Raw genomic sequence first — 21,171 nt, 5'->3', positions numbered from 1 at the left:
CTCACTCCTTCGTCTGGTTGTCGAGGACCGCACCGAGGCGGTCCAGGCGCTGCTCCCACACCGTGCGCTGGCGCTGCAACCACGCCTCGGCGTTGCGGAGGCCGACCGGATCGATCTGGCAAGTGCGGACCCGCCCGACTTTCTCCGACCGCACCAGCTCGCTGTCCTGTAGCACTCGGAGGTGCTGGACCGTCGCGGCGAGGGTCACCCCGAGCTGGGCCGCCAGCTCGCTCACGGTGGCCGGGCCTCGGGTCAGGCGCTCGATCACCGCCCGCCGGTTTGCATCCGCGAGCGCATGGAAGACCCGGTCCGCCGCCTCCAGCTCATGCTTAAGCATGCACTTAACCTTAATCGCTGGATCTGAAAAGTCAAGTACAGACTTAAGTTTCTGCCCACTCGAGGGCGGGCGCCGACCAGCAGGACCGACCTTGGCCAAAACGAACAGAAGTACGCCGACAACGGCGGTGCCGGTAAGGGACGCGTCACCAGCGGCAAACGAGGAGCGCTAGGCGCTGGCAGTGCTCGTGCGATGGCGCTCGAGGACCCGGTACACCGTCGGGCGGGAGACCTCGAACAGCTCGGCCAGTTCGGCGATGGTGTGTTCGCCGGCGGCATGCAGTTTCAGCCGGTGCGCCTACCAGGCGGTCGACAGCTGCGGCGCCCGGCCCTTCAGTTTGCCTTTGGCGCCGGCGATCGCCATGCCTTCGCGGGTCCGCATCCGCAGCAGTTCGACCTCGAACTCGGCGAACGTGGCGAGGATGTTGACGAACATCTTGCCCATCGGATCGGTCGGGTCGAATACCATCGTCCCGAGCTGCAGCCGGACACTCCGGGCGGCCAAGGAGTCGCCGGCGCGCACAGCCGCCAGCGACTGGTCGAGTCCCGGCCGCGCGCGGGTGGTGCCGGAGTAGGCCTTGTCCAGATAGATGTGCTCGACCTCGACGCCGAGCTCGAGCAGCATCTGCCGGTTGGCCTCGAGGTCTTGTTTGTCGATCGAGCAGCGCGCGTAGCCGATCAGCATGCGCCGTACAGTACGGGCGACTGATGTCGATGTTCGAAGTCCTCCGCACAGATGTTCGTACTCGTCTGCAAAGGCCGTGTCGCCGCACAACGCCTTGCGGTGCGCCTGACCAGTGGTGACGATCTACTTTGGATCTGGGCGCGCCTTCGGGAGTCCGGATCCGGTCGGGTCGATCAGTCTGGTGCTGTGACCCATTTGAGGCTGAGCTGCCAGGCTGCAGCGCGTGCGGCGGGGTCGTAGGAGATGTCGGGGGAACGCGTCTCCTGGTCACGCACGTAGTAGCGGCCGGAGGCGGTAGTGAGGCTCGGGTCGGTGGCCAGGCGCAGCGCTGCCGAGGCGCCCTGTTCGGGGGTCAGCAGCCTTCGGTGGATCAGCGAGCGGAACGGCGCGAGCACAGTGGGCAGGACCTCGTCGACGATGCCGGTGCTCACGATTCCGGGGTGCACCGCGTTCACGGTCACGCCTTCGTCTCGGCACCGGTCGGCGAATTCGTAGCCGCAGATGGTGGCCAGCAGTTTGGCCCTGGCATAGGCGGCGAACGGGACAAACCCTGTGGCCGGATTGAGTTCGCGCACGTCGGCAATACCACTGAGGTCGAGCGGAACCGGACGCGGGCGACCGAACCATGGCGGGCGGACGTTGGACATCGCCGCCGATACGACGTTGACCACACGGGCCGGAGGGTCCGCCCGGAGGCGGTCACGCAGGAGGTAGGTGAGGCTGAACCCGGCGAGGTGGTTGACCGCCAGATGCGCTTCGACGCCGTCGACGGTCAGCCATCGGTGCCGGTAATGCGCACCGGCATTGTTGATCAGCATGTGCAGAGCATCGTGTCGCGCCGCGAACTCGGCAGCGAGCCGGAGCAGGTCGGTGCGGGACGCGAGATCTCCGGTCAGCACCTCTACCCGGTCGGCACCCACATCGGTCGCGATTCGGCGGCGCAGCGCGTCTGCTCGCTCGTGGTCCCTGCTGGTGATGACGACATGAGCGCCGGCCCGGGCCAATTCGGTCGTGATGACCCGGCCCATCCCTCCGGTACCTCCGGTGACGAGCGCGATACGGCCACGCAGGTCGATTGGGACGTCGGCGGCGCTCATGCGGCGATTCGCGGGGCTTGGCGGCAGCGCACACTGCGTTCAACGACGGCCTTGACGGTCGCGTCCATCATCTCGGCCGTGGCGCGTAGACGCCCACTACCGGACTGGTGACGGCGAGCATCGCAGGAGCCCGCAGCTCGGACATGGTGAATCTCCTTGTTCTTCCTTGTTTAGCGACCCCGACGACGAGGCCTTGAGGGATTCGGCGCCGACCACACGGGAACCGGTTGCGAGCAAGGTCAGTCCTGCGGCGTCAGACGAATGATCGGCAGTTCGCGATCCGTTTTCTCCTGGTACTGCGCGAACCGTGGTGCTGCTGCGGTGATCTGCTTCCACGCCGCCTCGCGCTCAGGTCCGCGCAACTGCTGGGGCGCGACGGCGATCGTGCGGCCATCGACCTCCGCGCGGACCTTGTCCGGGTGCGCGCCGATGTTGTAGTACCAGCCCGGATTGCCCGCAGCGCCATTCGCGGACGCCACGATCAGCCAGCCTCCATCCCCATCGGGGAAGTAGCCGACCGGCGTTGTGCGCTCGGCACCGGTCTTGGCGCCGGTGGTCGTCAGCACGAGCGCGGTGAAGCCCATGAAGCTGCCGCCCTTACGGCGCAGCCGTCGCGCTGCCATTGTGTTGAACACGCGGACGAACCGTCCTGCGGGAACCTTGCCGCCGCGCGTGCCCGCGCGTGTGTCGAAGCTCATCAGTCCTCCTCAAAGCCATGGTGTCGGATCGAGTGTTGGGTCAGCCGCGGATCGCGGCGGTTTCGCGGGTGAACTGGCGGCGGCCGATCAGCTTGTAGGCCAACCGGGCTGGCGCCGGCACAACCTGTAGGAACCTCTGCCGTTCCGCGTCATCGGCTTCCTCGGTGATGTGGCCGAGGATGACGAGCCGCCGCGTGAGCGGAATCGCGCTCATGCCGTGCTTGCCGAGCGCGTCCCATTCGCCTTGGGTCAGGGTGACCGCGACGATCGGGAGCAGTTGCTGCTCCTCCTCGGCCAGGTGATTGATCAGGGTCGGCATCGTGGCGTCGATGACCGATGCCATCCGCTCGCCTGCGGCGGCGTTCGCGCTCGCTGTCCACCCCGGCAGGTCCGCGGTGACGGCCGTGACGGCGTCGTTGACCTGCGCGTGCTGCGCGTCCATCCGGTCCATCAGCTCCGGGTCGAGCGTGGTTCGCTTGCGCAGCAGGGGAAAGAGGAGTTCGTCCTCGCCGGTGTGGTGCGTATGGAGGAAATGCAACATCTCCTTCGCGTGCGCGCCGATGACCTTGGACCGCGCACGATTGTCGGCCGCGGAGCGGAACAGTCGCGGTAGCTGACCGAACTCCCGCCGGATGACGCGATGGATCAGCACCATCTCGTGGGTGTCGACGAAGGTTCCGGACGTGGTCATCGTGACTCCCCGGCTGCCACGGCGTCGCGGACGGCTTCGTGGGCGGTGATCGCTGGCCGGCCGATCAGCTTCTCCAGGTCGTCGCTGGCGGTGTAAAGCTCGCCGCGAGCCAGGCCGGCATCGGCGTCGGCGACCGCGGCGGCCATCTCCGGGGGTAGCCCGGCGCCGGTCAGGGTGCCGGTGTAGTCGCCGGGCGACATGTCCTGGTAGGCGATGTGGGTCCCGAGGACGTCGCTGAATGTGGCCGCGAGTTCGGTCAGCGTGAACGGCGTCCCGCCGAGCTCGTAGGTCGCTCCGAGGTGCCCGGGCTGCGTCAGTACCGTGGCGGCCGCGGCCGCGAGGTCCCGCCGGGCGGCCGCGCTGACCAGCCCGTCTTGGGCGCTGCCCAGCAACGCGTGGTACTGGGTGATCATCGGGAGCTGGTCGGTGTAGTTCTCCAGGTACCACCCGTTGCGCAGGATGACGAACGCCGATCCGCTGTCACGCAGGTAGTCCTCGGTACGGCGGTGTTCGTCCGCGAGCGCCATCTGTGCCGTCGAGGCATTGACGAGGCTGGTGTACACGATCTGGGAGACACCTGCTCGGATCGCCGCGTCGATGGCGTTCCGGGCGTTGCGGAATCGCTCCCCGACCGTCGTCGTCGAGACCAGCAGAACCGTGTCGGCGCCCGCGAAAGTGTCGTCCAGCGTGGCCGGGTCGGCGAAGTCGGCGCGCCGTACCGTGACGCCTCGCGCCGCGAGGTCGGTGAGTTTGCCGAGGTCCCGGCCGGTGGCCACGATCTCGGCCGGCGGAGTTCCGGTAGCGAGGAGTTCATCGGCGACGAGCCGGCCGAGGTGACCTGATGCTCCGGTAATGACAGTGGACATGAGCTGTTCCTTCGATGGGGTTGTGAAGTGGATGAACTGCGGCTCGCCGGCGGCTGATCAGCTCCAGCCGCCGTCGGCCTCGATGGTGGCGCCGGTGATGTGAGCGGCTTCCGGGGAGAGCAGGAACGCGACCACGGCGGCGATGTCGTCCGGCTGGGCGAACCGGCCGAGTGCGCTCATCGAGCGGACGAGCGCCTCGAACGGCACGTCGGCGAGCGCGGGGTGGGTGTAGTCGGCGCCGTAGCTCATCGCCATACGGGTGGCGGTGGCGCCGGGGGAGATCGCGTTGATGGCGATGTTCCGCTCGGCCAACTCGGGTGCCAGGTTGCGCACCATGGCCGGAATGGCGGCCTTGCTCGCCGCGTACAGGGCGTGGTGGTAGACCGACAGGCGCACACTGACCGAGGCGCTGAGCACGATCCGGCCGCCGTCGGTCATCGCGGCGACCGCCGCCTGAGTGACGAACAGTTGTCCGGCGACGTTGGTCTGAAACAGCCGATCGAAGTCGGCCTGGGTGATGGTTTCCAGGGCGCCGAAATGCTCAACGCCGGCGTTGCTGACCAACAGGTCCAGGCCGCCGAACCCGGCCACCACCGCGTCGACCAACTCGTGGGCCTGCGCCGCCTCGGTGAGGTCGGCCCGGAACGCCGCCGCCGTACACCCGTTGTCGTTGAGTTCTCCGACGAGCGCGTCCGCGGCGGCCTTGCCGGACCGGTAGTTGACCGCGACCCTGGCTCCCTGGGCTGCGAGGCGCCTGACGATCGCGGCGCCGATCCCGCTGCTGCCTCCGGTGACCAGGACCCGCTTGCCCGTCAGGCTTGATGTCGCTGTCGATGTCATGGGCTATCCGTGCTCTCTGCCATAGTGATCCAGTCAGCTATCTTTAGTATTTAGTCAATGATCGTTACTACTGTAGCTACGCCGTCAACCCGCAACCAACCGCAACGGATGTGACCTGGACGGCAATCCGGCCGGACGACCTTGACGTAGGGTGTGGACCTCGTGGATTCAGGCGGACGACGGAGCCGAGGACGGATGGACGACGCACAGCTGGCTGACTTGGGGGTGTTGTTGTTCATCCCGTACCGGCACATGGAGGACCGGATCTTCCGAGCCCTCCAGGCGGCGGGGTTCGACGACTGGACCCTCGCCCAGTGCAGGGTGTTCCAACGCGTCGCTCCGAACGGTTCTCGCCTTACGGACCTCGCCGATCAGGCGCAGATGACCAAGCAGAGCACGGGCGTACTGGTCGACCAACTGGAACGCCTCGGCTACGTCCGCAGGGCGCCTGACCCGACCGACGGTCGCGCCCGGCTGATCGTGATCGAGAAGCGCGGCCGGCGGGCGGTCGACGTGGCGAAGGCGGCAGCCGACGAGATCCTCTCGGAGTGGAAGTCGTACCTGGGCACGCGCAACTTCGCGTTGCTGCAGCAGATCCTGGGTCAGCTCCGGGAGATCACAGATCCCTACTCGCACTGAACCCGGCCAGCCCGGTATAGTCAGATCTGTTGACTAACTCAGGTGACCGGCAGCGCCGCGTGGTCCTGGATGTGGGCGATGATGGCATCCAGAGCGGCCTCGAGGGCGTCCGTGGTGCGCTGGGCTTGCGCGAGGACAAGCCCACCCTGCACCGCTGCCAGCAGCGCAAGCGACAGCGTGATGGCGTCGGTCTCCGGCCGGAGGGTGCCGTTGTCGATCATCGCGGCCAGGCCGGCGCCAATCGCCTCGGACCATGCAGTAAAGCTGGCAGCCAGGGCGTCACGGGCCCATGGACTTCCGTCGGACAGCTCACTGGACAGGCTGCCCAGCGGACAACCCCCAGCGCCGTTCTGCCGACGGGCGGCGTCGACCACCACCTCGCGCCAGGACCGCAGCGCTTCGACGCTGTCGAGCGTGGCCAGCAACGGTGTCTGGTTCGACAGGATCAGCTCGGACTGGAACCCGATCACCGCGCGGGTGAGGTCGTCCTTGTCGGCGAAGTAGTGATAAATCTGCGACGAGCTCACCCCGGCGGCATCCCGGACCGCGGGGGTGCCGGTGCCGGCCACGCCATGGCGGTACATGAGATCGGCCGCGGCCGCGACGATCCGATCCCGGGTCGCGCGTCCCTTCCGCGTACTGGGCGCCTCCGCCGGCGCTGCGCGTGTCGACATCGAACCCTTCCCAGACTGGACTTGACTATCCAATCGTAGCCTGCCAGATTGGATTGGCCAATCCAATCTGAAGGGGACACCATGATCCTGGTTACCGGCGCGACCGGCACCGTCGGGTCTGAGGCCGTGCAACTGCTGTCCGCGCGGCGCCAACCCACGCGGGCGTTGGTCCGCGACCCGTCTCGCGTCGCCCACCGCGGCGATCTCGCGGAGGAGATCGGGATCGTCACCGGCGATTTCGAGCGGCCGGAGACGCTGACCGCAGCTCTGCGCGGCGTCGACACCGTCATTCTGGTGAGCCCGGCCGTGCCGGCCCAGGAGATCACGGTCATCGACAGTGCTGCCCGGCAGGGCGTGACGCACATCGTGAAGGTCACCAGCAAGGCGTCGGCCGATTCTCCGGTCGGCCGACGGCGAGGACAAGCGCGCATCGAGGCGCACCTGGCGACCACCGGCCTCGCGTACACCTTGCTCCGGTCGAACGCGTACATGCAGAACCTGTTCGCCCTGGCTCCGATGGTCAAGCAGACGCGGGGTTTCCTGATGTCGGCCGGCGAGGGACAGGTCGGGATGATCGACGCCCGTGACGTTGCCGCCGCCGCGTGCGCGATCGCCACCGCGCCGACCGCGCACGCGGGCCACACCTACTGCCTCACCGGCCCGGGCCTGATCACCTACACCGACATCGCGAAAGAATTGTCCGGCGCGCTGGGACACGAGATCGAGTACCGCCAGATTCGCACCGACGAGCATCGGGCCGCGATGATCCGGGCCGGTGTGCCCGAAGCCGTCGCGACCTCGAACGCCCAGGCGTTCGGGCTGATCGCCGAGGGCGACGCGGCTTGGCTGACCGACGACGTGGCGGCCCTCACCGGCACCGCGCCGCGCAGCCTGCACAGCTTCATCACCGAGCACATCGCAGCGTTCGCCTGAACAAGTACCACCGTCAAAGCCAGGTGTCCGGCGACGGCGCGCACGGCCCTCATCACCGCTGCTCCTCAGTCTCGTGACCGGTGGGTTGGCAGCAGACCCAACCGGTGGCGTGAGGTGTTGTGGTCCAGCGCCATCCGGCGCGAACGAGTTCGCTGGTGACGACGTCGGGCAGCTCGGCTAGATCGGTTGTCGATGTCCGGAGTCGGCTGCACAGATGTTCGGAGTGCTCTGCACAGGCTTGCCGAACCGGCTACTGCTCGCTGGTCAGTGGCTGGCGTTCGCCTTCGAGGTCGACTTGGTGCCAGAGGACGGCGAGGGATTCGCCGATGCGGACGCCGGTGCTGAGCATGAAGGTGGTGAGGTCGGGGAGGTCGGCTTGGACGGCTTGCTCGTCGGCGGCGAGCCTTTTCCGGAGGAGGGTGACTTCTTCGCTGGTCAGGGCTCTTGGCTGGTTGTTGGGTTTGGCTTCGATGGTGTCTACTTCGCGAACGGGGTTGACCGAGATGGCGCCGTAGCGGACTGCGAGTTTCATGGCCCCGGATAGGACGGCGCGGCAGGTTCTGGCAGTGGGGGCTCCTGGGTGTTTCTTGATCTTGGCGAGGACGGTGTCGATGCGTGGGGTGTTGGCTTGCCCGATGCGGAGTTCGCCGAGGGCTGGGCGGATGTGGTTCTTGAGGACGCGTCGGTAGGTGTCGAGAGATGTGGGGGATCGCGTGCCGTCGGCGATCATCTCCTCGAAGCGTTGTTCCCAACGGTCGAGGAGGTCGTTCATCTTGTGCATCGTGGTGAGCACGCCGGACTGGTTCGTCCTCGCGCGATCCTGGAGCTTCCTCATCAGGTTTCGCTCGGCGGCTGTCTTGGTCCTCCCGAACGCGGAGACTTGGCCGGACACGGCCGTCGTGGTCGCGGACTCTGGCTTGTGACTTGTGTTTGAGGGCTTGCCGTTGTCGTCGGTCTGCACGACCCATGTCGCGATCTCGCCCCAGGTTCCGATGGGCAGTGGTGGCCTCGCCATGTCAAGCCTCCAACCGGTGGAGTGGTTGGAGGCGCAAGGCTGGGCGGGACCTCGAATCGGCGAAGTCGGCACCGATGCGAACTGATGTGATGTGACGCACAGTTACGATCACATGAAGACCGCGATCGTTGTCTCGGCGGAGTTCGCGGGAGCCATCGTGAGGCCGGGAATCGGCAAAGTGGTGCGTAAGTGGTGCGCGGCAGACATGACGAAGCCCAGGACACTCGCGTGACCTGGGCTGTTGGTACGCCGCCAGGGACTCGAACCCCGAACCCGCTGAATTCCGGCTGAGGATGATCAGGGATTGTCGATGATGCGCGGAAACTCTTACAGGTAAGGGATTCGTTGGTGGCGAGGTTCGTATCGGTTCTCATCGCTGACTATCCTCTCGCGCTGAATCAGGTGCGTAAAGAGGTGTGCATCTGGCCCGTATGGGCCGGATCGGCGTCCTTGAACCGCCTCAAATCGAGCGGAGGTGGAGTCCGGCGTTGCGGACCAGCTTGGTGAGGTGGTCGTCGAACGTTCTGAGGGCCAGATCGAGGATCAGTACGCGGTCGCGCCAAGGGCTGAATCCGAGTTGTGACCAGTAGCCGGCGAGGCGTTGGTGTGACGCCTTTCGCGCGGCTGCGCCGCGGGTGCCGGGCTGCATGGCATCGAGCGCGACCAGGCCGCAGCCTCGGCCGAGTTCGTTGATGGCGGTGCCGGTGCCGAGCAGACCGAGTTTGTGTCCGCGCCACAGCGGATCGACTTCGGCGGAGTTGACCAGGATCGCGTCGCTGGAGAAGCCTTCGAGTCCGGACTCGATCTCATACTCGCCGTTGCTGCGCTCGGTGAAGAGCAGCGAAGCGAGATACTCCAGGTCGGCTTCCCGTGCGTCCAGAGCGTCGAAGACTCCGCTCTGGCTGAGATCGACCTTGACCAGGTGCGCGTGGCCGACCGTGAACTCAATTCCGTCGTTGGTCTCCGTGCCTCGTTCGGTGATGGTCTCGAGCAATTGGAAGTCCGACGGATCGTCAGTTGTGAACGAGTGCCAGGTCAGGCGGAAGGAGGCGTGGTAGTCGACTGCTCCGGGCGGGTAGTGCTCTTCGCCGGGGAGTGCCAGGTCTGTGGCCAGGCGGACGGAGAAGGTTCTCAGCAGGCTCGATGCGGTGTCCTTGCTGAGCTGTTTTAGGAGGGGTTCTGCGTTGTTCAGAGCCATGGTTTTCCTTCGTGGAGCGTGACTCCGGGTTTGTGGCTGGAGCGGCAGGGCAGGGAGTTCCGGCAGGGGAGTCGTGCGGACGTCGGGTCTCCACAAATGATGAACCAGTCGCCGGTGTACTCGTTGCGCGTCAGGAAGGTCTTCCTGTTGCAGAGAACGGTTCGATTGGCGTAGGTCCGTTCGACGGTGAACCACTCGGAGGTGTCCTGCACGCGTTCGTACAGGCGTGGATCGTCCGACCATTTCCAGCGTTTCAGCTCCAGCCGGCTGCCGCGCTCGGGAGGCCTGGACATTTCGCGCTCCCGTTGCAGGGCGGCCTCGGCCTTCTCGCGCGCCGCTCGCGCTTCGGCCTCGGCTCGCTCGATCTCCCAACGGGTCCGGCCGTCGCTCCGCTTCCTGTGGTTACCGCGTTCGTGGCCTTTGTCGTCGGTGCACGAGCAACCAGGTTCAGCGCCGCAGGCCGGGCATTCGTGGTTGTCCCGAACAGGGTCGTTCACCTGCACGACCGAGTCGTCGTACAGGCCACTGCCGCGTGGATCGACGAAACGGCAAACGAACTTCTCCGTTCCGTAGGTGACCGACTGGAAACCGCCTTGGCGGCCGACAACCACCTCGGTGATTGGGCCGTAGGTTTGGACCGCCTTCTCAGGGGTCAGTCGCTCGGTGACAGCCACGCGCCCGTTCTCTGTCCACTCCTGGCCGATAACCGGCTCACCGACTCTGCACCAGGCGATAGGTTTGCCGCACCAGCCGTCGAACAGAACCGCGTCACTCATCCCGCAGACGCTAGTACCTCTCCGTCGATGCATCCAGTGATACAGCGTGTCACAAGCTGCAACCCGGTCGGGCGGGACTGGAACATGAAGCCCCAGCAGTCGGGGCGTCGGCCTGGCGCTCCGGATCGGCGGCTCGGAGTGCACGTTTCTGCGGGACTAGCCTTGGCGTTCACAGAAATTGGTGCGGAACGTGAGGTGAAAAGGCGAGAGTGCCTTGTCTGTAAGGGAAAATTGGACTTGCGAAGGACCAAATGATATCGAACGGGAAGGCACTCTCGGGTGAAGCGTAGCAAGGGCAAAGCCCGGTTCAAGGTGTCGGCGGATGGTAATGGGGGTCGTGTCGCATGCCGGGACCGTGCTGCTGCGGGAGCTGGCGGTCGAGACCGGGCTGGTGAAGGAGTGAACCGAGGCCTTGATCGACACCTATCGGCTGCCGCTGCTACATGCACCGGGCCAGGTGCTGGTGGACCTGGAGGTCACGATCGCCGAAGGCGGCGACGCGCTACGGCACCGGCGGACGTTGCGGGACCAGCCGCGCCTGTTTGGGCTGGTTGCCTCCGACCCGACGGCGTGGCGGGTGGTGGACAAGGTCGATGCTGTCCGGCTGGAGGCGTTGCGGGCAGGGCGGGCACGAGCCGGGGAGTGGGCCTGGGCCGCCGGCGCGGGACCGGATCTGTCCCAACAGATGTGGTTGCACTTCGATGCGACCCTGCTGACCGCGCACTGAGGCAAGGAGAACGCCGCGCCCACATGGAAGAACGGGTTCAGGTTTCATCCGCTGGTGTGCTACCTGGACCGACCGGACATGTCCGGTCGGGAGGCGCTGGCCGGGCTGCTCCGGCCCGGGAACGCCAGCTCGAACACCGCCACCGACCACGTGAAGGTGCTGGACCTGGCGATCGCCGCACTCTCCGAGAACGCCAGCCCCGGCCCGCCGTCCCGACGGGCCCAAGGTGATGGCCAGTGCCGACTCCGCCGGCTCCACCCACGTGTTCGCCGCGGCGCTCCGAACCCGCGGGATCGGGTTCTCGCTGGGTTTCCCCCGTCGACGAGAACCTGCAATAAGCGATCCTGGCCACCCCGAAACACGCATGGACTGAGGCTTACAACGCCGACGGACAACCCCGCCGCGGCGCCTGGGTCGCCGAACTCACCGACCTGCTCAACCTGGACAACTGGCCAGAAGGGTCCCGCGTCATGATCGGCAAAGAACGACCCCACCCCGGCGCCCAACTCACCTTCACCGGCATCGACGCCCACCCTCACCGCCTTCCTCACCGACACACCCGGCGGCCAACTCCCCGACCTCGAACGGCAACACCGCACCGACGCCCGCGTCGAGGACCGCATCCGCACAGGCAAAGACACCGGCCTGCGCAACCTGCCCTTCTACGCCGACACAGCCAACGCCTGCTGGCTCGGACTCGCCCTCATCGCCGCCGACCTGCTCGGCTGGTCCCAAGCCCTGTGCTTCACCGGAACCCTCGCCCGCACCGAATCAGCAACCTTCCGCTACCAAGCACTGCACGTCGCGGGACTCCACGTCCGCACCGCCCGCGGCCGGCACCTCCGACTCGACACCGACTGGCCCTGGGCCACCGAACTCACCACCGCGTTCCAACGCCTCCGCGCCGCCCCCTGGCCAGCGACCTAGCCACAGCCCCCGATCCCCACAACCCAGGGACCCCGGAACCCGCCCACCCGACGCGACAGCCGGGCCACAGCCACGCTACCAACCCGACCGGCACACACCGAACATCCAAAACACCAACCACCAGCGACACGCCGGAATCCCATGAAATTTCGAGGCTAGCTCGTCGTGCTGCGTCCCGCCTGACAGAACGGTAGCGGCAGAAGCCCGGTTTGTGGACCTAACGGCCGTGGCCGCGGCATCCGTCGTGCCGTGCGCGGGAGGTGGCCGTGTGTAGACCGCGTTTGCGACGACACGCCGCCGAGCACATATGCACAAGGCCGTCCAAAGTGTGCGATATTTATTCCTGGATCAGTCCTTCGTTACGATCTGGATCGAGATACGGACTAAGAGTGATCGATTTGTGGAGTGTTGGCTACTCCTCTGTGGCGGCTTCGCCGTGGTGAGCGTAGCGGTTCCTCGGATGGTGACTGTGGTGCGAGAGGCCAAAGGGTGGTCGCAGCAGGAGTTGGCGACTCACGCCCATTTGTCCCAGGGTTATGTCTCGAAGATCGAGAATGGACTCCTGCCTCTCGGCGGCGAGGTGCTAGAGGTCGTGGCCAAGGTGCTCGACTGTCCTACTTGTCTCTTGCTCGCCGAGCGGACGGTGCGTGGAATCGAGGTGACCTGCCTCCATCATCGGCGTCGGCGATCGAAGTTGGGTGCCGCTGCGGTGAGGAAGGTGGAGGCTACCGCGCACCTGAGCCGGTTGACGGTCGAGGCCCTGCTCGAGGGGATCGAGGTCGGTTCCGTACGCGCCCTCGAGCGTCTGGACGACAGTGCGGCGAGCGATCCGGCCGGTGCCGCAGCTCGAATGCGCCGTCGGTGGGAGATCCCACCGGGCCCCATCGAGGACATGGTGCGGTTGGTGGAGGCGCTCGGGGTCGTTGTCGTCTTGCGGTCGCTTGGATCCCACGCGCAGGATGCGGTGAGTTCCTGGCCGCAAGACGGTGTACACCCCGCGGTGATGCTGATGAACGCCGGACAGAGTCCCGACCGCGAGCGGTTCACCCTGGCGCACGAGCTCGCGCACTTATTGCTACACCGCGTTCCCGGAGATGATCAGGAGGGTGAGGCGAACAAGTTCGCCGCAGCATTCCTGGCCCCGGCTGACGACATCGAACCTGAGCTCCGAGGCCTGACCACCGCTGATCTCCGGCGATTGCTGGATCTGAAAGCGCGGTGGAAGGTCTCGATCGGCATGTTGATCCAGCGTGCGAAGGACCTGGACTGTATCTCCGAGCGGCAGTTCAAGGAGTTCCGCATGAAGCTGACGCGATTGGGGTGGAACGTCAACGAGCCGGTCGACCTGCCGATCGAGACACCTACCTTGTTGGCGCGTGCGATCTCGATCCAGCGCAGCCGTGGACGAACCGTCGATGACCTCGCCGCGGCCGCTCTGATGACGCCTGCAGCGTTCGAACGCCACTATCTCGATACACAACAGATGAGCGCAGCGGAACAACTGACTGTGGTGAGGCCTCTATGACGACAGCGCCCGAACCGCCGGCCTTGCAGCCGATTCCCTCGACCTCGCTCCTGGCGGGTCTCGACACGGGACTACTGATCCATACCGCGCATCGACCGAAGAAGAACGGTCCGACAGCCGGAGTACAGGCGATCCGGGACTTGCTGGCACGTGAACGGGTCGGCGTCGTCTACGCGATGCCCGGTGCCGATGCGTCCGAGGTCGCGAGTACCGTCCATCACACCCGCGCAGCTGCACCTGACGCGGTGATCTTGTTGGACGCCGATCGTTACACGGGTGCGCGCCGCAAACTCGCCGGCGAAGGTCTGTCGGACGGCTGGGTCGAGATGCAGCACAGGCTCGGGTTGCGATGGGCCTTGACCGACTCTGGATATGTTGCGGCCGGGGATCGAGAAGGTCTGCGTACGATCCTCCATCAAGCCGCGCGCTTGCAGCAGCACAGTGGACCAGACCGTGGGGTGCTGGCTGGTCTGCCATTGGCCAAGCAGTGGCTGACCGACGACGCGGATGCTCTTATCAGCGAGATCATGTCGGCCAGCATCGCCACAGCTCTCATGCTCGAGGACCCGCAGGACCCGCTCGCTACCAGAGGGGCCGTATCCGGACTGATCAGTGTGCTCGGTTGCGAACTCGCACCGGGGCTACTTCGCTGTGACATGTCGGCGCTGGGTGCCCTTGCGTACGGCGCGTCGCTGGTCGCGGTCGGGGATCACTCCTCGCGTCGCCACTTCACTCCAGTTCCCGATCCGACAAAGCCGCAATTCGGGTACGCCCCGAAGCCTGCGATGCTCGTCCCGGAACTCCTCGGCTACTTCCACCTGGCGAAGATAGAGCTGGCAATCACCGCAGCCCCGGCTCTGAGCGTGTGGAAGTGTGCTTGTGGGGCGTGTGGCGGTACCCGGTTGGACACAGTCATCAACTCGGTCGATCCGCCCGTTCGAGCCTTCGAGCATTCGGTCTCCAGCCTTGCTCGTCTCGGACGGCAACTGTTCGCTGAGTCAGAACCCGTTTGGTGGCGGGAGAAATGGAACTACGCCCTTCAGGATGCGCAGGTCGCGCACGAGGCGATCATCAGCATCGATCACCCATGGGAAGCAGCGTCCGCGCTCGGGGCATGGGTGAGCCAGTTCAAGAGGGCGTACCACCACTGACCAAGGCCGAGTTGCGAAGTGCGGCGGTTGTCAGCAGACCTCGTTCGAGGGCGAGACCGAACAGAGTCTCTTCCAGCAGTCGCACAGTCACCGTTCGGCCCGCAGTCTCGAGACGATCGCGTCGTCCCTGGACCACGACTCGCGACGTGTTGTTGCTGACGGCTACAACTGTCAGACCGTGGTAGTCCGCATCCGCCATCGCAACACGGTCAGGCGCCACGCGACGAACGACGATTCCTGGGGCCACACCGTTGAGCTGACGCAGGTCATCGATTGCCTGGCGCCACGGGCGTGTCGAGACAAAAGCCTGGATCCGCACCGGTCGTCCGGGATCCCCGAGGTCTGAGCCATCCGAGCGACTCTCCATGCCGGTGGAGGCTAGAACCTCCCAGACGCTCAGCGTCGGTCGGTCGAGGATAGCTCCGTACGCCGCCGATGCACGTTGCCACCCTGCGGGCAGCATTTCGACGACCGCGGAGACGTTCAGTCCGAGCAGTCGTGCACCGACAACTACGAGGCCATCCCAACCGGCTGCTGTGGCCGCGGCATGCAGGTGGTCGGGCTCGTTGATCTGCGGTGCCCCGACAGTTTGGTCGCCCGGCCGTCGCCTGGTGCTCATCGGGTGACCTCGGCCGGCTCACCGGGTGTGCTCGTCCTGACGCGCGCAGCGGGCAGCAACCGAATGCCTCGCCGGCCGCGGTCCAACATCATGTAGACGCGGTCGCTCAACGTGATCCCCGCTGTGGTCATGATCTCGGCCGGGATGGCGACCTGGCCAGTCGCAGTCACCAGTCGCGGCCTGCCAGGATCGCGGATCGCCAACGTCGTTTGGGACATCGCTGCCGGCCTGATGCGTATCGCCTCAGGATCGTTGCCAGGAACATCAATCTTCACCAGGTGCCCGGGCGCTATGCGCGCGGCCTCGCGCAGCTGCCGCGGAAGGTGAATCCGCCGCCACTCGGTGATCGGCACCGGCCCCCAAGGTAAGTTGACATCGATCCACATACTGCTTATTTCAGCAGTAATGCTATCGATCAGCAACCCGTCAGACGGCTTGAACCGGAACACGATGGGGTACTTGACGCAGTGAGATGTTGCTGGCGCCGACTACAGTTGCTGGGTGAGCATGGGTGGTGACGCCGTGGGCGATCAAGAGATCCCGGCCGCATCCAGTGCTAACTCTCGGCGGCATCTGTATGCGGAAGGTGCGGCTCTGCTCGAAGAGGACTGCCACGTCGTGGGTGCCGAGGCGCTGTTCGACCAAGCGCTGACCAACGGGCTGCTGGCGATCGCAGCCCGCGCGATCCCGGGCCACAGCGCCGGCGACCCGACCGCCCGACAGCCGTCTGCGGCGAAGGTTCTCGACGACCTGGCGGCGATCGCTTCCGTGATCGACGGCATCGTGATGCTCGGGACTAGCGAGCCGGACTACGAGCTGGACGAGCGAGGGATGCTTCGGAAGCTCGACCATGAGAAGCAGGTGCCGTTGCACGTCGTCCAGTTGCGCGATGCGATTGCTCGAACCCAGACAGCTCGCCACGGTCGAGGTCCAGGACAGCAGGTGACGCCAGTAGACGTGGCAGCCCTCGTTGCATTGGACCAGGACCCGTCCCTCGGCACGCTGATCGACCACTATGCCGACCGTGACTGGCGGCGCGCGCATGTTGACGACCGAGCCGAGTGGGCGCGCGCAGCAGACTATTTAGACCTGCTCAGCAACAGCGAGATCGAGCGGCGCGTAGCTCAGGCTGCGGACCAACTCGGCAGTTCGTCCTGGAGCGACGACCTGGATCCGCAGGAGTGCCCGGTGTGTGGCAATGAGGCAATGCAGTCGACCGGCGGCGACGACTTCGGCTACCGAATCACCGCCGCCACCTGCCATGTCTGCTCGTACCGTCGAAGCGACCGAATCGCCTACGATCTAGGCATGGATGTGGAGTGGGAGACCCGTTGGAAATAGCCGAACTGGCCAGAAGCCGAGGCAGCCGTACGACGCTCCGTTGGCGGGTCCCGGACGGTGGTTGGGCGCTACGAGATCACCTCGGTCCGACGGTAACGACGCTGCCGATGTGACGACTCAGCCTGGTGGTGGGATGGAGGAAAAGCCTGGTCGCCTGATGTCCTCAGGGAGCCGACGCATTGTGGGGTTGACCCGGTTCGACGGACAGGGTTGGTGTGAGGTCGGTTCACGCTACCTGTTCGTGGGTGGCGTGGGTTGATTCGAAGGTGGCGGGGCTGAGGTAGCCGAGGGTGGAGTGGCGTCGGCGGGTGTTGTACCAGCCTTAATGGCAACCGCGGGGACGCCTATACCAGCCAGTGGCCACCGAGTCAGGGCATCGAGAGCGGCGCCTTTGCGGACGGAGTGCTGTTGCCGGCGTGGAACCCTGTGGCCAGGGCTGAGCCCGGACGTCGTGCATCACCAGGGCAAGATGCCGGTGGCAGCACCCCTGCCGCGAGGATGATCGCATCCTTGACACCAGCAGGGACCAGCCATCATCTTCATCAGACCTCGAGTCTCGAACGAGTTCGGGCGCTGCTGGTTCGCGGGGCGAGACGGCTGGTGAGATGTCGTGCCCAGAGCACTGTCCATTAGGGCGCCGGTGCCCCGCTAGGGATCCAACGACGAGGAGATACGGGTGCCGGCAGCAGGATGTGGGATCGACTGGGCAGAAGCCCACCACGATGTGGCGATCGTGGACCAACACGGTGCGGTCATCGTGGCTGAGCGGATCAACAACGACGCTGCGGGATTGGCGCGGTTGCTGGAGATTCTGACCGAACACGACCCGATCGAAGGCGCACTGGCCGTAGCGATCGAAACCAGCAAAGGACTGCTCGTCGCAGGACTACGTGCGGCCGGCCGCCGGGTATTCGCGATCAACCCTTTGGCGGTGTCGCGGTATCGGGATCGTTACCGGTCGTCGCGAGGGAAATCGGATGCCTTCGACGCCATGGTGTTGGCCAACATCATGCGCACCGACCGCGACGCGCACCGGCCCTTGCCAACCGACAGCGTTGGAGTGCAGGCACTTCAGGTACTGACCCGCGCGCAGCAGGACGTGATCTGGGACAAGATCACGTTAACCAACCGGATCCGATCACTGCTCAAGACATTCTTCCCGGCCGCGATCGCAGCGTTCGAGCGTGGTGGTAGGCATCGTCTGGAATCGGCTGCCTGCCGCGTGATCCTTGCTGCGGCGTGCACACCGCAGGCCGCACGGGCACTGTCGACAGGGCAGCTGGCGGCGCTGCTCACGCGTGCCGGTCGGCAACGCGGCATCGACGCCGAGGCCCTGCTGCTCCGCGAGTTGTTGCGTAGCGAACAGATTCGTCAGCCGGAGAATGTCGAACAGGCCATGGGCATGCAACTACGGGGTCTGGTGCGGCAGTTGGACGCGGTCTGTCAGGTCCTGGCCGAATTGGAGGAACAGATCGATCTCGCGTTCGGCGCGCATCCCGATGCCAAGGTTGTGGCCAGCTTTCCTGGTCTGGGGACCGCGCTCGGTGCTCGGCTTCTGGCCGAGATCGGCGATGACCGCACTCGGTTTGCTGATGCGCGGGGGCTGAAGGCATTCGCTGGCGCCGCGCCGGTCACGCGGGCGTCGGGCAAGTCCACCTTCGTGCACGCTCGGCGAGCCAAGAACGACCGGATCGCCGCGACCGGATACGTCTGGGCTCTCGCGGCCATCCGGCATGACCCCGACTGGGAGGCCCGCTACCGGGCCCGCCGGGCCGCAGGTGACCGGCACGCCGCCGCGCTGCGCAAACTGTTCAACCTCATGCTCGGCAAGCTGCACCATTGCCTGGCTACCGGTCAGGTCTACGACGCCTCCACTGCGTTTCCACCACCGATGCCAACCGAAGATCAATCAACTGCGGCTTGACTAACTGAGTTGGTGAGATGTCTCGATGTAGTCGAAGAGCGCGCTGGTGGCGGCTTTGCGGGTCGGCCAGGTCCGGCGGTGGATGAGCTCGGTCTTGACGGTGGCGAAGAAGGACTCGGCGACGGCGTTGTCCCAGCATTGCCCCTTGCGGCCGACCGACAGCGTGACGCCCAGGTCCCTGGCCAGGTTGGCGAACTGGGCCGAGGTGTACTGGCAGCCCCTGTCGCTGTGAAACAGGACGCCGGCCGCGGGCCGGCGCCGGTTGACTGCGTCGGTGAGGGCATCGGCGACCAGGCTGGTGCGCAGGTGGTCGGCGGTCGCCCAGCCGACCACTCGGCGGGAGGCCAGGTCGATCACGGTGGCCAGGTAGAGCCAGCCTTGCCAGGTGTGGATGTAGGTGATGTCACCACACCAGCGGGCATCCAACGCCGCGGGCTGGTCGGGGTCGATGCCGAAGTCGCGGCCGATCAGGTCCGGGCGCCTCGCGGCGCCGGGATCAGGGATCGTGGTCTTCTTCCATCGTCGCGGGATCCGGCCGTGACGGTCGGCCGCCTGCATCAGCCGCACGACCCGCTTGCGGGAACAGCGCTCGCCTTGGTCGAGTAACTCGTGGTGGACCCGTGGCGAGCCGTAGGTCAGGCGGGATTCGTCGTGGATCTCGATGATCTTCGCGGTCAGCTCGGCGTCGCGCTGAACACGGCGGGACGGTCGGCCGGCGCGGTCGGTGTAGTAGGCGGAACGGGAGACCTGCAGCAACTCACACGCACGCTTCACGTTGTGGTTGCCCTGCTTTTCCGCCTCGATGAACGGGTAACACGTGGTTGCCCTGGTCACCGGGTCTCCTTGATGCTCCTATGTCAAGCGGTTGGCGTCGTCACGCGGCGATGGCGGTCTCGGCGAGGGTGTGGGCCGTGCCGACTTGGTCGCCGCGCAGGGCCGTGAAGACGGCGTCGGAGAGCCGCCGGCGCAGGAGTCGCAGTGCGGCGGTCTTGTCCTTGCCGCGGGCCTGCTGCTTGGCCAGGTAGACCTGGCCGGGGCCGATGCCGCGGGCCTGGGTGACCGCGATCATGTGCAGGGCACAGTTCATCGTCCGGTTGCCGCCGCGGTTGAGCCGGACCTTGCCCTTGCTGGCGCCTGACCAGACCGGGACTGGCGCGGTGCCGGTGAAGCGGGCGAAGGCGTCCTTGGTGCGGAACCGGTGCACGCCTGCGGTTTCGCCGATGATCACCGCTGCCGAGAGCTCCCCACATCCCGGGATGCCCAGCAGGCTTGGCGCGAGGGCACGGACCAGCTTGCGCAGCTCGGCCTCGAGCGCGTTGACCTGATGGTTCAGCTCGTCGCACCGGCTCAGCAGATTGCGGGCCAGGCGCGCGACCGTACCATCGAAGCGATCCAGCTCCAGGAGCAGTTCGGCGACGACGCAGTGGCGCTTGAGACCACGGGATGGGATCGCCAGGTCGGGGTCAAGCTCGTGCAGGTACCAACGGATCTGGGAAGCGATCCGGGTGCGCTGAACGACCAGGTCATGGCGGTGATCGGACAGCAGCTTCACCTCTCGCGCCGGCCCGTCGAGCTCCGCAGCCGGCAGGTCCGGGTGGCGCAGCGCGGCCAGCGCCACTGCCTCGGCGTCGATGGGGTCCGACTTGCCCGGCTCCCTGGCCGCACGACGAGCACCGGCCATCAGCTTGGTCGGAACGCGCACAACGCGACAACCGGCCGCGAGCAGATCAGCCTCCAGACGGCGGGTCAGATGGCGGCAATCTTCCAGCGCGAAAGCGACCTCATCGAACTGAGCCGACCAACGGACCAGCCCGAAGTGGCCGTCGCTGTTGGTGCGGACGGTCTTGACTCCCAGCCGGCGGCCCACGTCGTCGACCGCGACGACAGTGTGGGTGCGCTTGTGAGAATCGGTGCCGATCATGACCATGCCGAGGGAACTCCTCACGTCCAGAGCAGGAAAGGATCCCGGGACCGCGCGAGGCGGGCACGCCTCAATCGAGCACGAAGGCAGGCTCCTATCAAGCCACATCCCCACGCGACCTGGGTGCCCGGCCGGGCCGCACATCGAGGACAGGCCATCAAATTGCGAGGCAGCAAAGAAACGAGCGAACCCCACCGGGCACCAAGATCATGGCATTGACGCGAAGAAAGCCGTGGCCCGCTTGAGGATCTCGACATCCTCACGCAGCCGGCGGTTCTCCCGCCGTAACTGGTTGAGCTCGTCTTTCTCGCGGGTGGTCAGCCCGCCGTCACCGGTGCCGGCGTCGCGCTCGGCCTGGTTCAGCCACTGCCGGACCGCGGTCTCGGTCAGATCGAAGTCCTTCGCGACCTGACCGACCGACCGGTCACCGCGCTGACACAGCTCGACGATCTCGGCCTTGAACTCGGGTGTGAACGAACGACGAGGCCGCGGCTTCTTCTTGCCCATGGACTCCATGATGAACATCCTTCCGGAGCACAAGCTCCTGATCTCGGATGTCCGTCAAAACGGGTCAGGCCCATTGATCTT

The 21,171-nt window shown here is 66.0% G+C and carries 23 protein-coding genes and 1 pseudogene; 7 read left to right on the top strand and 17 right to left on the bottom strand.

Annotated features, from left to right (window positions below; translation table 11 throughout):
• Position 1 precedes the first annotated feature (1 nt).
• The 8 genes from ACFV9C_RS31015 to ACFV9C_RS30980 all read right to left on the bottom strand — a co-directional run bounded on the left by ACFV9C_RS31015 (position 2) and on the right by ACFV9C_RS30980 (position 5,213).
• A complete protein-coding gene (locus ACFV9C_RS31015; RefSeq protein WP_380199086.1) occupies positions 2–337 on the bottom strand; it encodes an ArsR/SmtB family transcription factor in 336 nt (111 codons plus the stop codon).
• A gap of 168 nt (positions 338–505) precedes the next feature.
• Positions 506–619, bottom strand: a complete 114-nt coding sequence (locus ACFV9C_RS31010) for a helix-turn-helix domain-containing protein (RefSeq protein ID WP_380199127.1) — start codon at positions 617–619, stop codon at positions 506–508.
• Between the two features lie 15 nt (positions 620–634).
• On the bottom strand, positions 635–1,021 hold the full coding sequence (locus ACFV9C_RS31005) for a recombinase family protein (protein WP_380199085.1): 387 nt from the start codon (positions 1,019–1,021) through the stop codon (positions 635–637).
• 173 nt (positions 1,022–1,194) lie between these two features.
• A complete protein-coding gene (locus ACFV9C_RS31000) occupies positions 1,195–2,118 on the bottom strand; it encodes an SDR family NAD(P)-dependent oxidoreductase (RefSeq protein ID WP_380199084.1) in 924 nt (307 codons plus the stop codon).
• 239 nt (positions 2,119–2,357) lie between these two features.
• On the bottom strand, positions 2,358–2,816 hold the full coding sequence (locus tag ACFV9C_RS30995; RefSeq protein WP_380199083.1) for a nitroreductase/quinone reductase family protein: 459 nt from the start codon (positions 2,814–2,816) through the stop codon (positions 2,358–2,360).
• A gap of 40 nt (positions 2,817–2,856) precedes the next feature.
• Positions 2,857–3,507, bottom strand: coding sequence for a hemerythrin domain-containing protein (locus ACFV9C_RS30990; RefSeq protein WP_380199082.1), 651 nt, complete (start codon positions 3,505–3,507; stop codon positions 2,857–2,859).
• Complete coding sequence (locus tag ACFV9C_RS30985; protein WP_380199081.1) at positions 3,504–4,373, bottom strand: NAD(P)H-binding protein; 870 nt, start codon at positions 4,371–4,373, stop codon at positions 3,504–3,506. The genes ACFV9C_RS30990 and ACFV9C_RS30985 overlap by 4 nt, the downstream gene beginning before the upstream one ends.
• Before the next feature lie 57 nt (positions 4,374–4,430).
• Positions 4,431–5,213: an SDR family NAD(P)-dependent oxidoreductase gene (locus ACFV9C_RS30980; RefSeq protein ID WP_380199080.1), complete on the bottom strand. Its 783-nt coding sequence runs from the start codon at positions 5,211–5,213 to the stop codon at positions 4,431–4,433.
• 195 nt (positions 5,214–5,408) lie between these two features.
• Here ACFV9C_RS30980 and ACFV9C_RS30975 point away from each other — a divergent pair, with 195 nt between their 5' ends.
• Positions 5,409–5,852 carry a MarR family winged helix-turn-helix transcriptional regulator gene (locus ACFV9C_RS30975; RefSeq protein WP_380199079.1) on the top strand — a complete coding sequence of 148 codons (444 nt, stop codon included), beginning with the start codon at positions 5,409–5,411 and terminating at the stop codon, positions 5,850–5,852.
• Positions 5,853–5,890: 38 nt separating this feature from the next.
• On the opposite strand, the gene ACFV9C_RS30970 is transcribed toward ACFV9C_RS30975, so the two are convergent.
• Positions 5,891–6,526, bottom strand: a complete 636-nt coding sequence (locus ACFV9C_RS30970; RefSeq protein ID WP_380199078.1) for a TetR/AcrR family transcriptional regulator — start codon at positions 6,524–6,526, stop codon at positions 5,891–5,893.
• Between the two features lie 81 nt (positions 6,527–6,607).
• Between ACFV9C_RS30970 and ACFV9C_RS30965 the strand changes: the two genes are divergently transcribed.
• Entirely contained in the window at positions 6,608–7,459 is an 852-nt protein-coding gene (locus ACFV9C_RS30965) for an NmrA family NAD(P)-binding protein (RefSeq protein ID WP_380199077.1), read from the top strand.
• Between the two features lie 250 nt (positions 7,460–7,709).
• On the opposite strand, the gene ACFV9C_RS30960 is transcribed toward ACFV9C_RS30965, so the two are convergent.
• The 3 genes from ACFV9C_RS30960 to ACFV9C_RS30950 form a co-directional block, all read right to left on the bottom strand.
• Complete coding sequence (locus ACFV9C_RS30960) at positions 7,710–8,474, bottom strand: tyrosine-type recombinase/integrase (protein WP_380199076.1); 765 nt, start codon at positions 8,472–8,474, stop codon at positions 7,710–7,712.
• A 460-nt stretch (positions 8,475–8,934) separates the two neighbouring features.
• Complete coding sequence (locus ACFV9C_RS30955; protein WP_380199075.1) at positions 8,935–9,672, bottom strand: hypothetical protein; 738 nt, start codon at positions 9,670–9,672, stop codon at positions 8,935–8,937.
• On the bottom strand, positions 9,663–10,448 hold the full coding sequence (locus ACFV9C_RS30950) for a hypothetical protein (protein WP_380199074.1): 786 nt from the start codon (positions 10,446–10,448) through the stop codon (positions 9,663–9,665). Before ACFV9C_RS30950 ends, ACFV9C_RS30955 begins: the two co-directional genes overlap by 10 nt.
• Positions 10,449–10,727: 279 nt before the next feature.
• Between ACFV9C_RS30950 and ACFV9C_RS30945 the strand changes: the two are divergent.
• The 3 genes and pseudogenes from ACFV9C_RS30945 to ACFV9C_RS30935 all read left to right on the top strand — a co-directional run bounded on the left by ACFV9C_RS30945 (position 10,728) and on the right by ACFV9C_RS30935 (position 14,778).
• Positions 10,728–12,102 (top strand): annotated as a pseudogene (locus tag ACFV9C_RS30945) (IS1380 family transposase).
• A 460-nt stretch (positions 12,103–12,562) separates the two neighbouring features.
• Complete coding sequence (locus tag ACFV9C_RS30940; RefSeq protein WP_380199073.1) at positions 12,563–13,627, top strand: helix-turn-helix domain-containing protein; 1,065 nt, start codon at positions 12,563–12,565, stop codon at positions 13,625–13,627.
• On the top strand, positions 13,624–14,778 hold the full coding sequence (locus ACFV9C_RS30935; RefSeq protein WP_380199072.1) for a hypothetical protein: 1,155 nt from the start codon (positions 13,624–13,626) through the stop codon (positions 14,776–14,778). Before ACFV9C_RS30940 ends, ACFV9C_RS30935 begins: the two co-directional genes overlap by 4 nt.
• On the opposite strand, the gene ACFV9C_RS30930 is transcribed toward ACFV9C_RS30935, so the two are convergent.
• Both ACFV9C_RS30930 and ACFV9C_RS30925 read right to left on the bottom strand, forming a co-directional pair.
• Positions 14,756–15,397, bottom strand: coding sequence for a hypothetical protein (locus ACFV9C_RS30930; protein ID WP_380199071.1), 642 nt, complete (start codon positions 15,395–15,397; stop codon positions 14,756–14,758). The genes ACFV9C_RS30935 and ACFV9C_RS30930 overlap by 23 nt on opposite strands.
• Positions 15,394–15,846 (bottom strand): hypothetical protein, encoded by a 453-nt coding sequence (locus ACFV9C_RS30925; RefSeq protein WP_380199070.1) that lies wholly within the window; start codon positions 15,844–15,846, stop codon positions 15,394–15,396. Before ACFV9C_RS30925 ends, ACFV9C_RS30930 begins: the two co-directional genes overlap by 4 nt.
• A 52-nt stretch (positions 15,847–15,898) precedes the next feature.
• On the opposite strand from ACFV9C_RS30925, the gene ACFV9C_RS30920 reads away from it, so the two are divergent.
• Together ACFV9C_RS30920 and ACFV9C_RS30915 are read left to right on the top strand one after the other, a co-directional pair.
• Positions 15,899–16,738 carry a hypothetical protein gene (locus ACFV9C_RS30920; RefSeq protein ID WP_380199069.1) on the top strand — a complete coding sequence of 280 codons (840 nt, stop codon included), beginning with the start codon at positions 15,899–15,901 and terminating at the stop codon, positions 16,736–16,738.
• A gap of 676 nt (positions 16,739–17,414) precedes the next feature.
• Complete coding sequence (locus ACFV9C_RS30915) at positions 17,415–18,662, top strand: IS110 family transposase (protein ID WP_380199068.1); 1,248 nt, start codon at positions 17,415–17,417, stop codon at positions 18,660–18,662.
• Here ACFV9C_RS30915 and ACFV9C_RS30910 read toward each other — a convergent pair whose 3' ends face one another.
• The 3 genes from ACFV9C_RS30910 to ACFV9C_RS30900 form a co-directional block, all read right to left on the bottom strand.
• Positions 18,663–19,496: an IS3 family transposase gene (locus ACFV9C_RS30910; protein WP_380199067.1), complete on the bottom strand. Its 834-nt coding sequence runs from the start codon at positions 19,494–19,496 to the stop codon at positions 18,663–18,665. It lies immediately after the preceding gene.
• Positions 19,497–19,536: 40 nt separating this feature from the next.
• Positions 19,537–20,589 (bottom strand): IS110 family transposase, encoded by a 1,053-nt coding sequence (locus tag ACFV9C_RS30905; protein WP_380199066.1) that lies wholly within the window; start codon positions 20,587–20,589, stop codon positions 19,537–19,539.
• Between the two features lie 201 nt (positions 20,590–20,790).
• Positions 20,791–21,099 carry a transposase gene (locus tag ACFV9C_RS30900; protein ID WP_380199065.1) on the bottom strand — a complete coding sequence of 103 codons (309 nt, stop codon included), beginning with the start codon at positions 21,097–21,099 and terminating at the stop codon, positions 20,791–20,793.
• Positions 21,100–21,171 lie beyond the last annotated feature (72 nt).

The sequence above is a fragment of the Kribbella sp. NPDC059898 genome, from assembly GCF_042730855.1.
GTDB lineage: Bacteria > Actinomycetota > Actinomycetes > Propionibacteriales > Kribbellaceae > Kribbella.
This window is presented reverse-complemented; position numbering and strand designations above follow the sequence as displayed.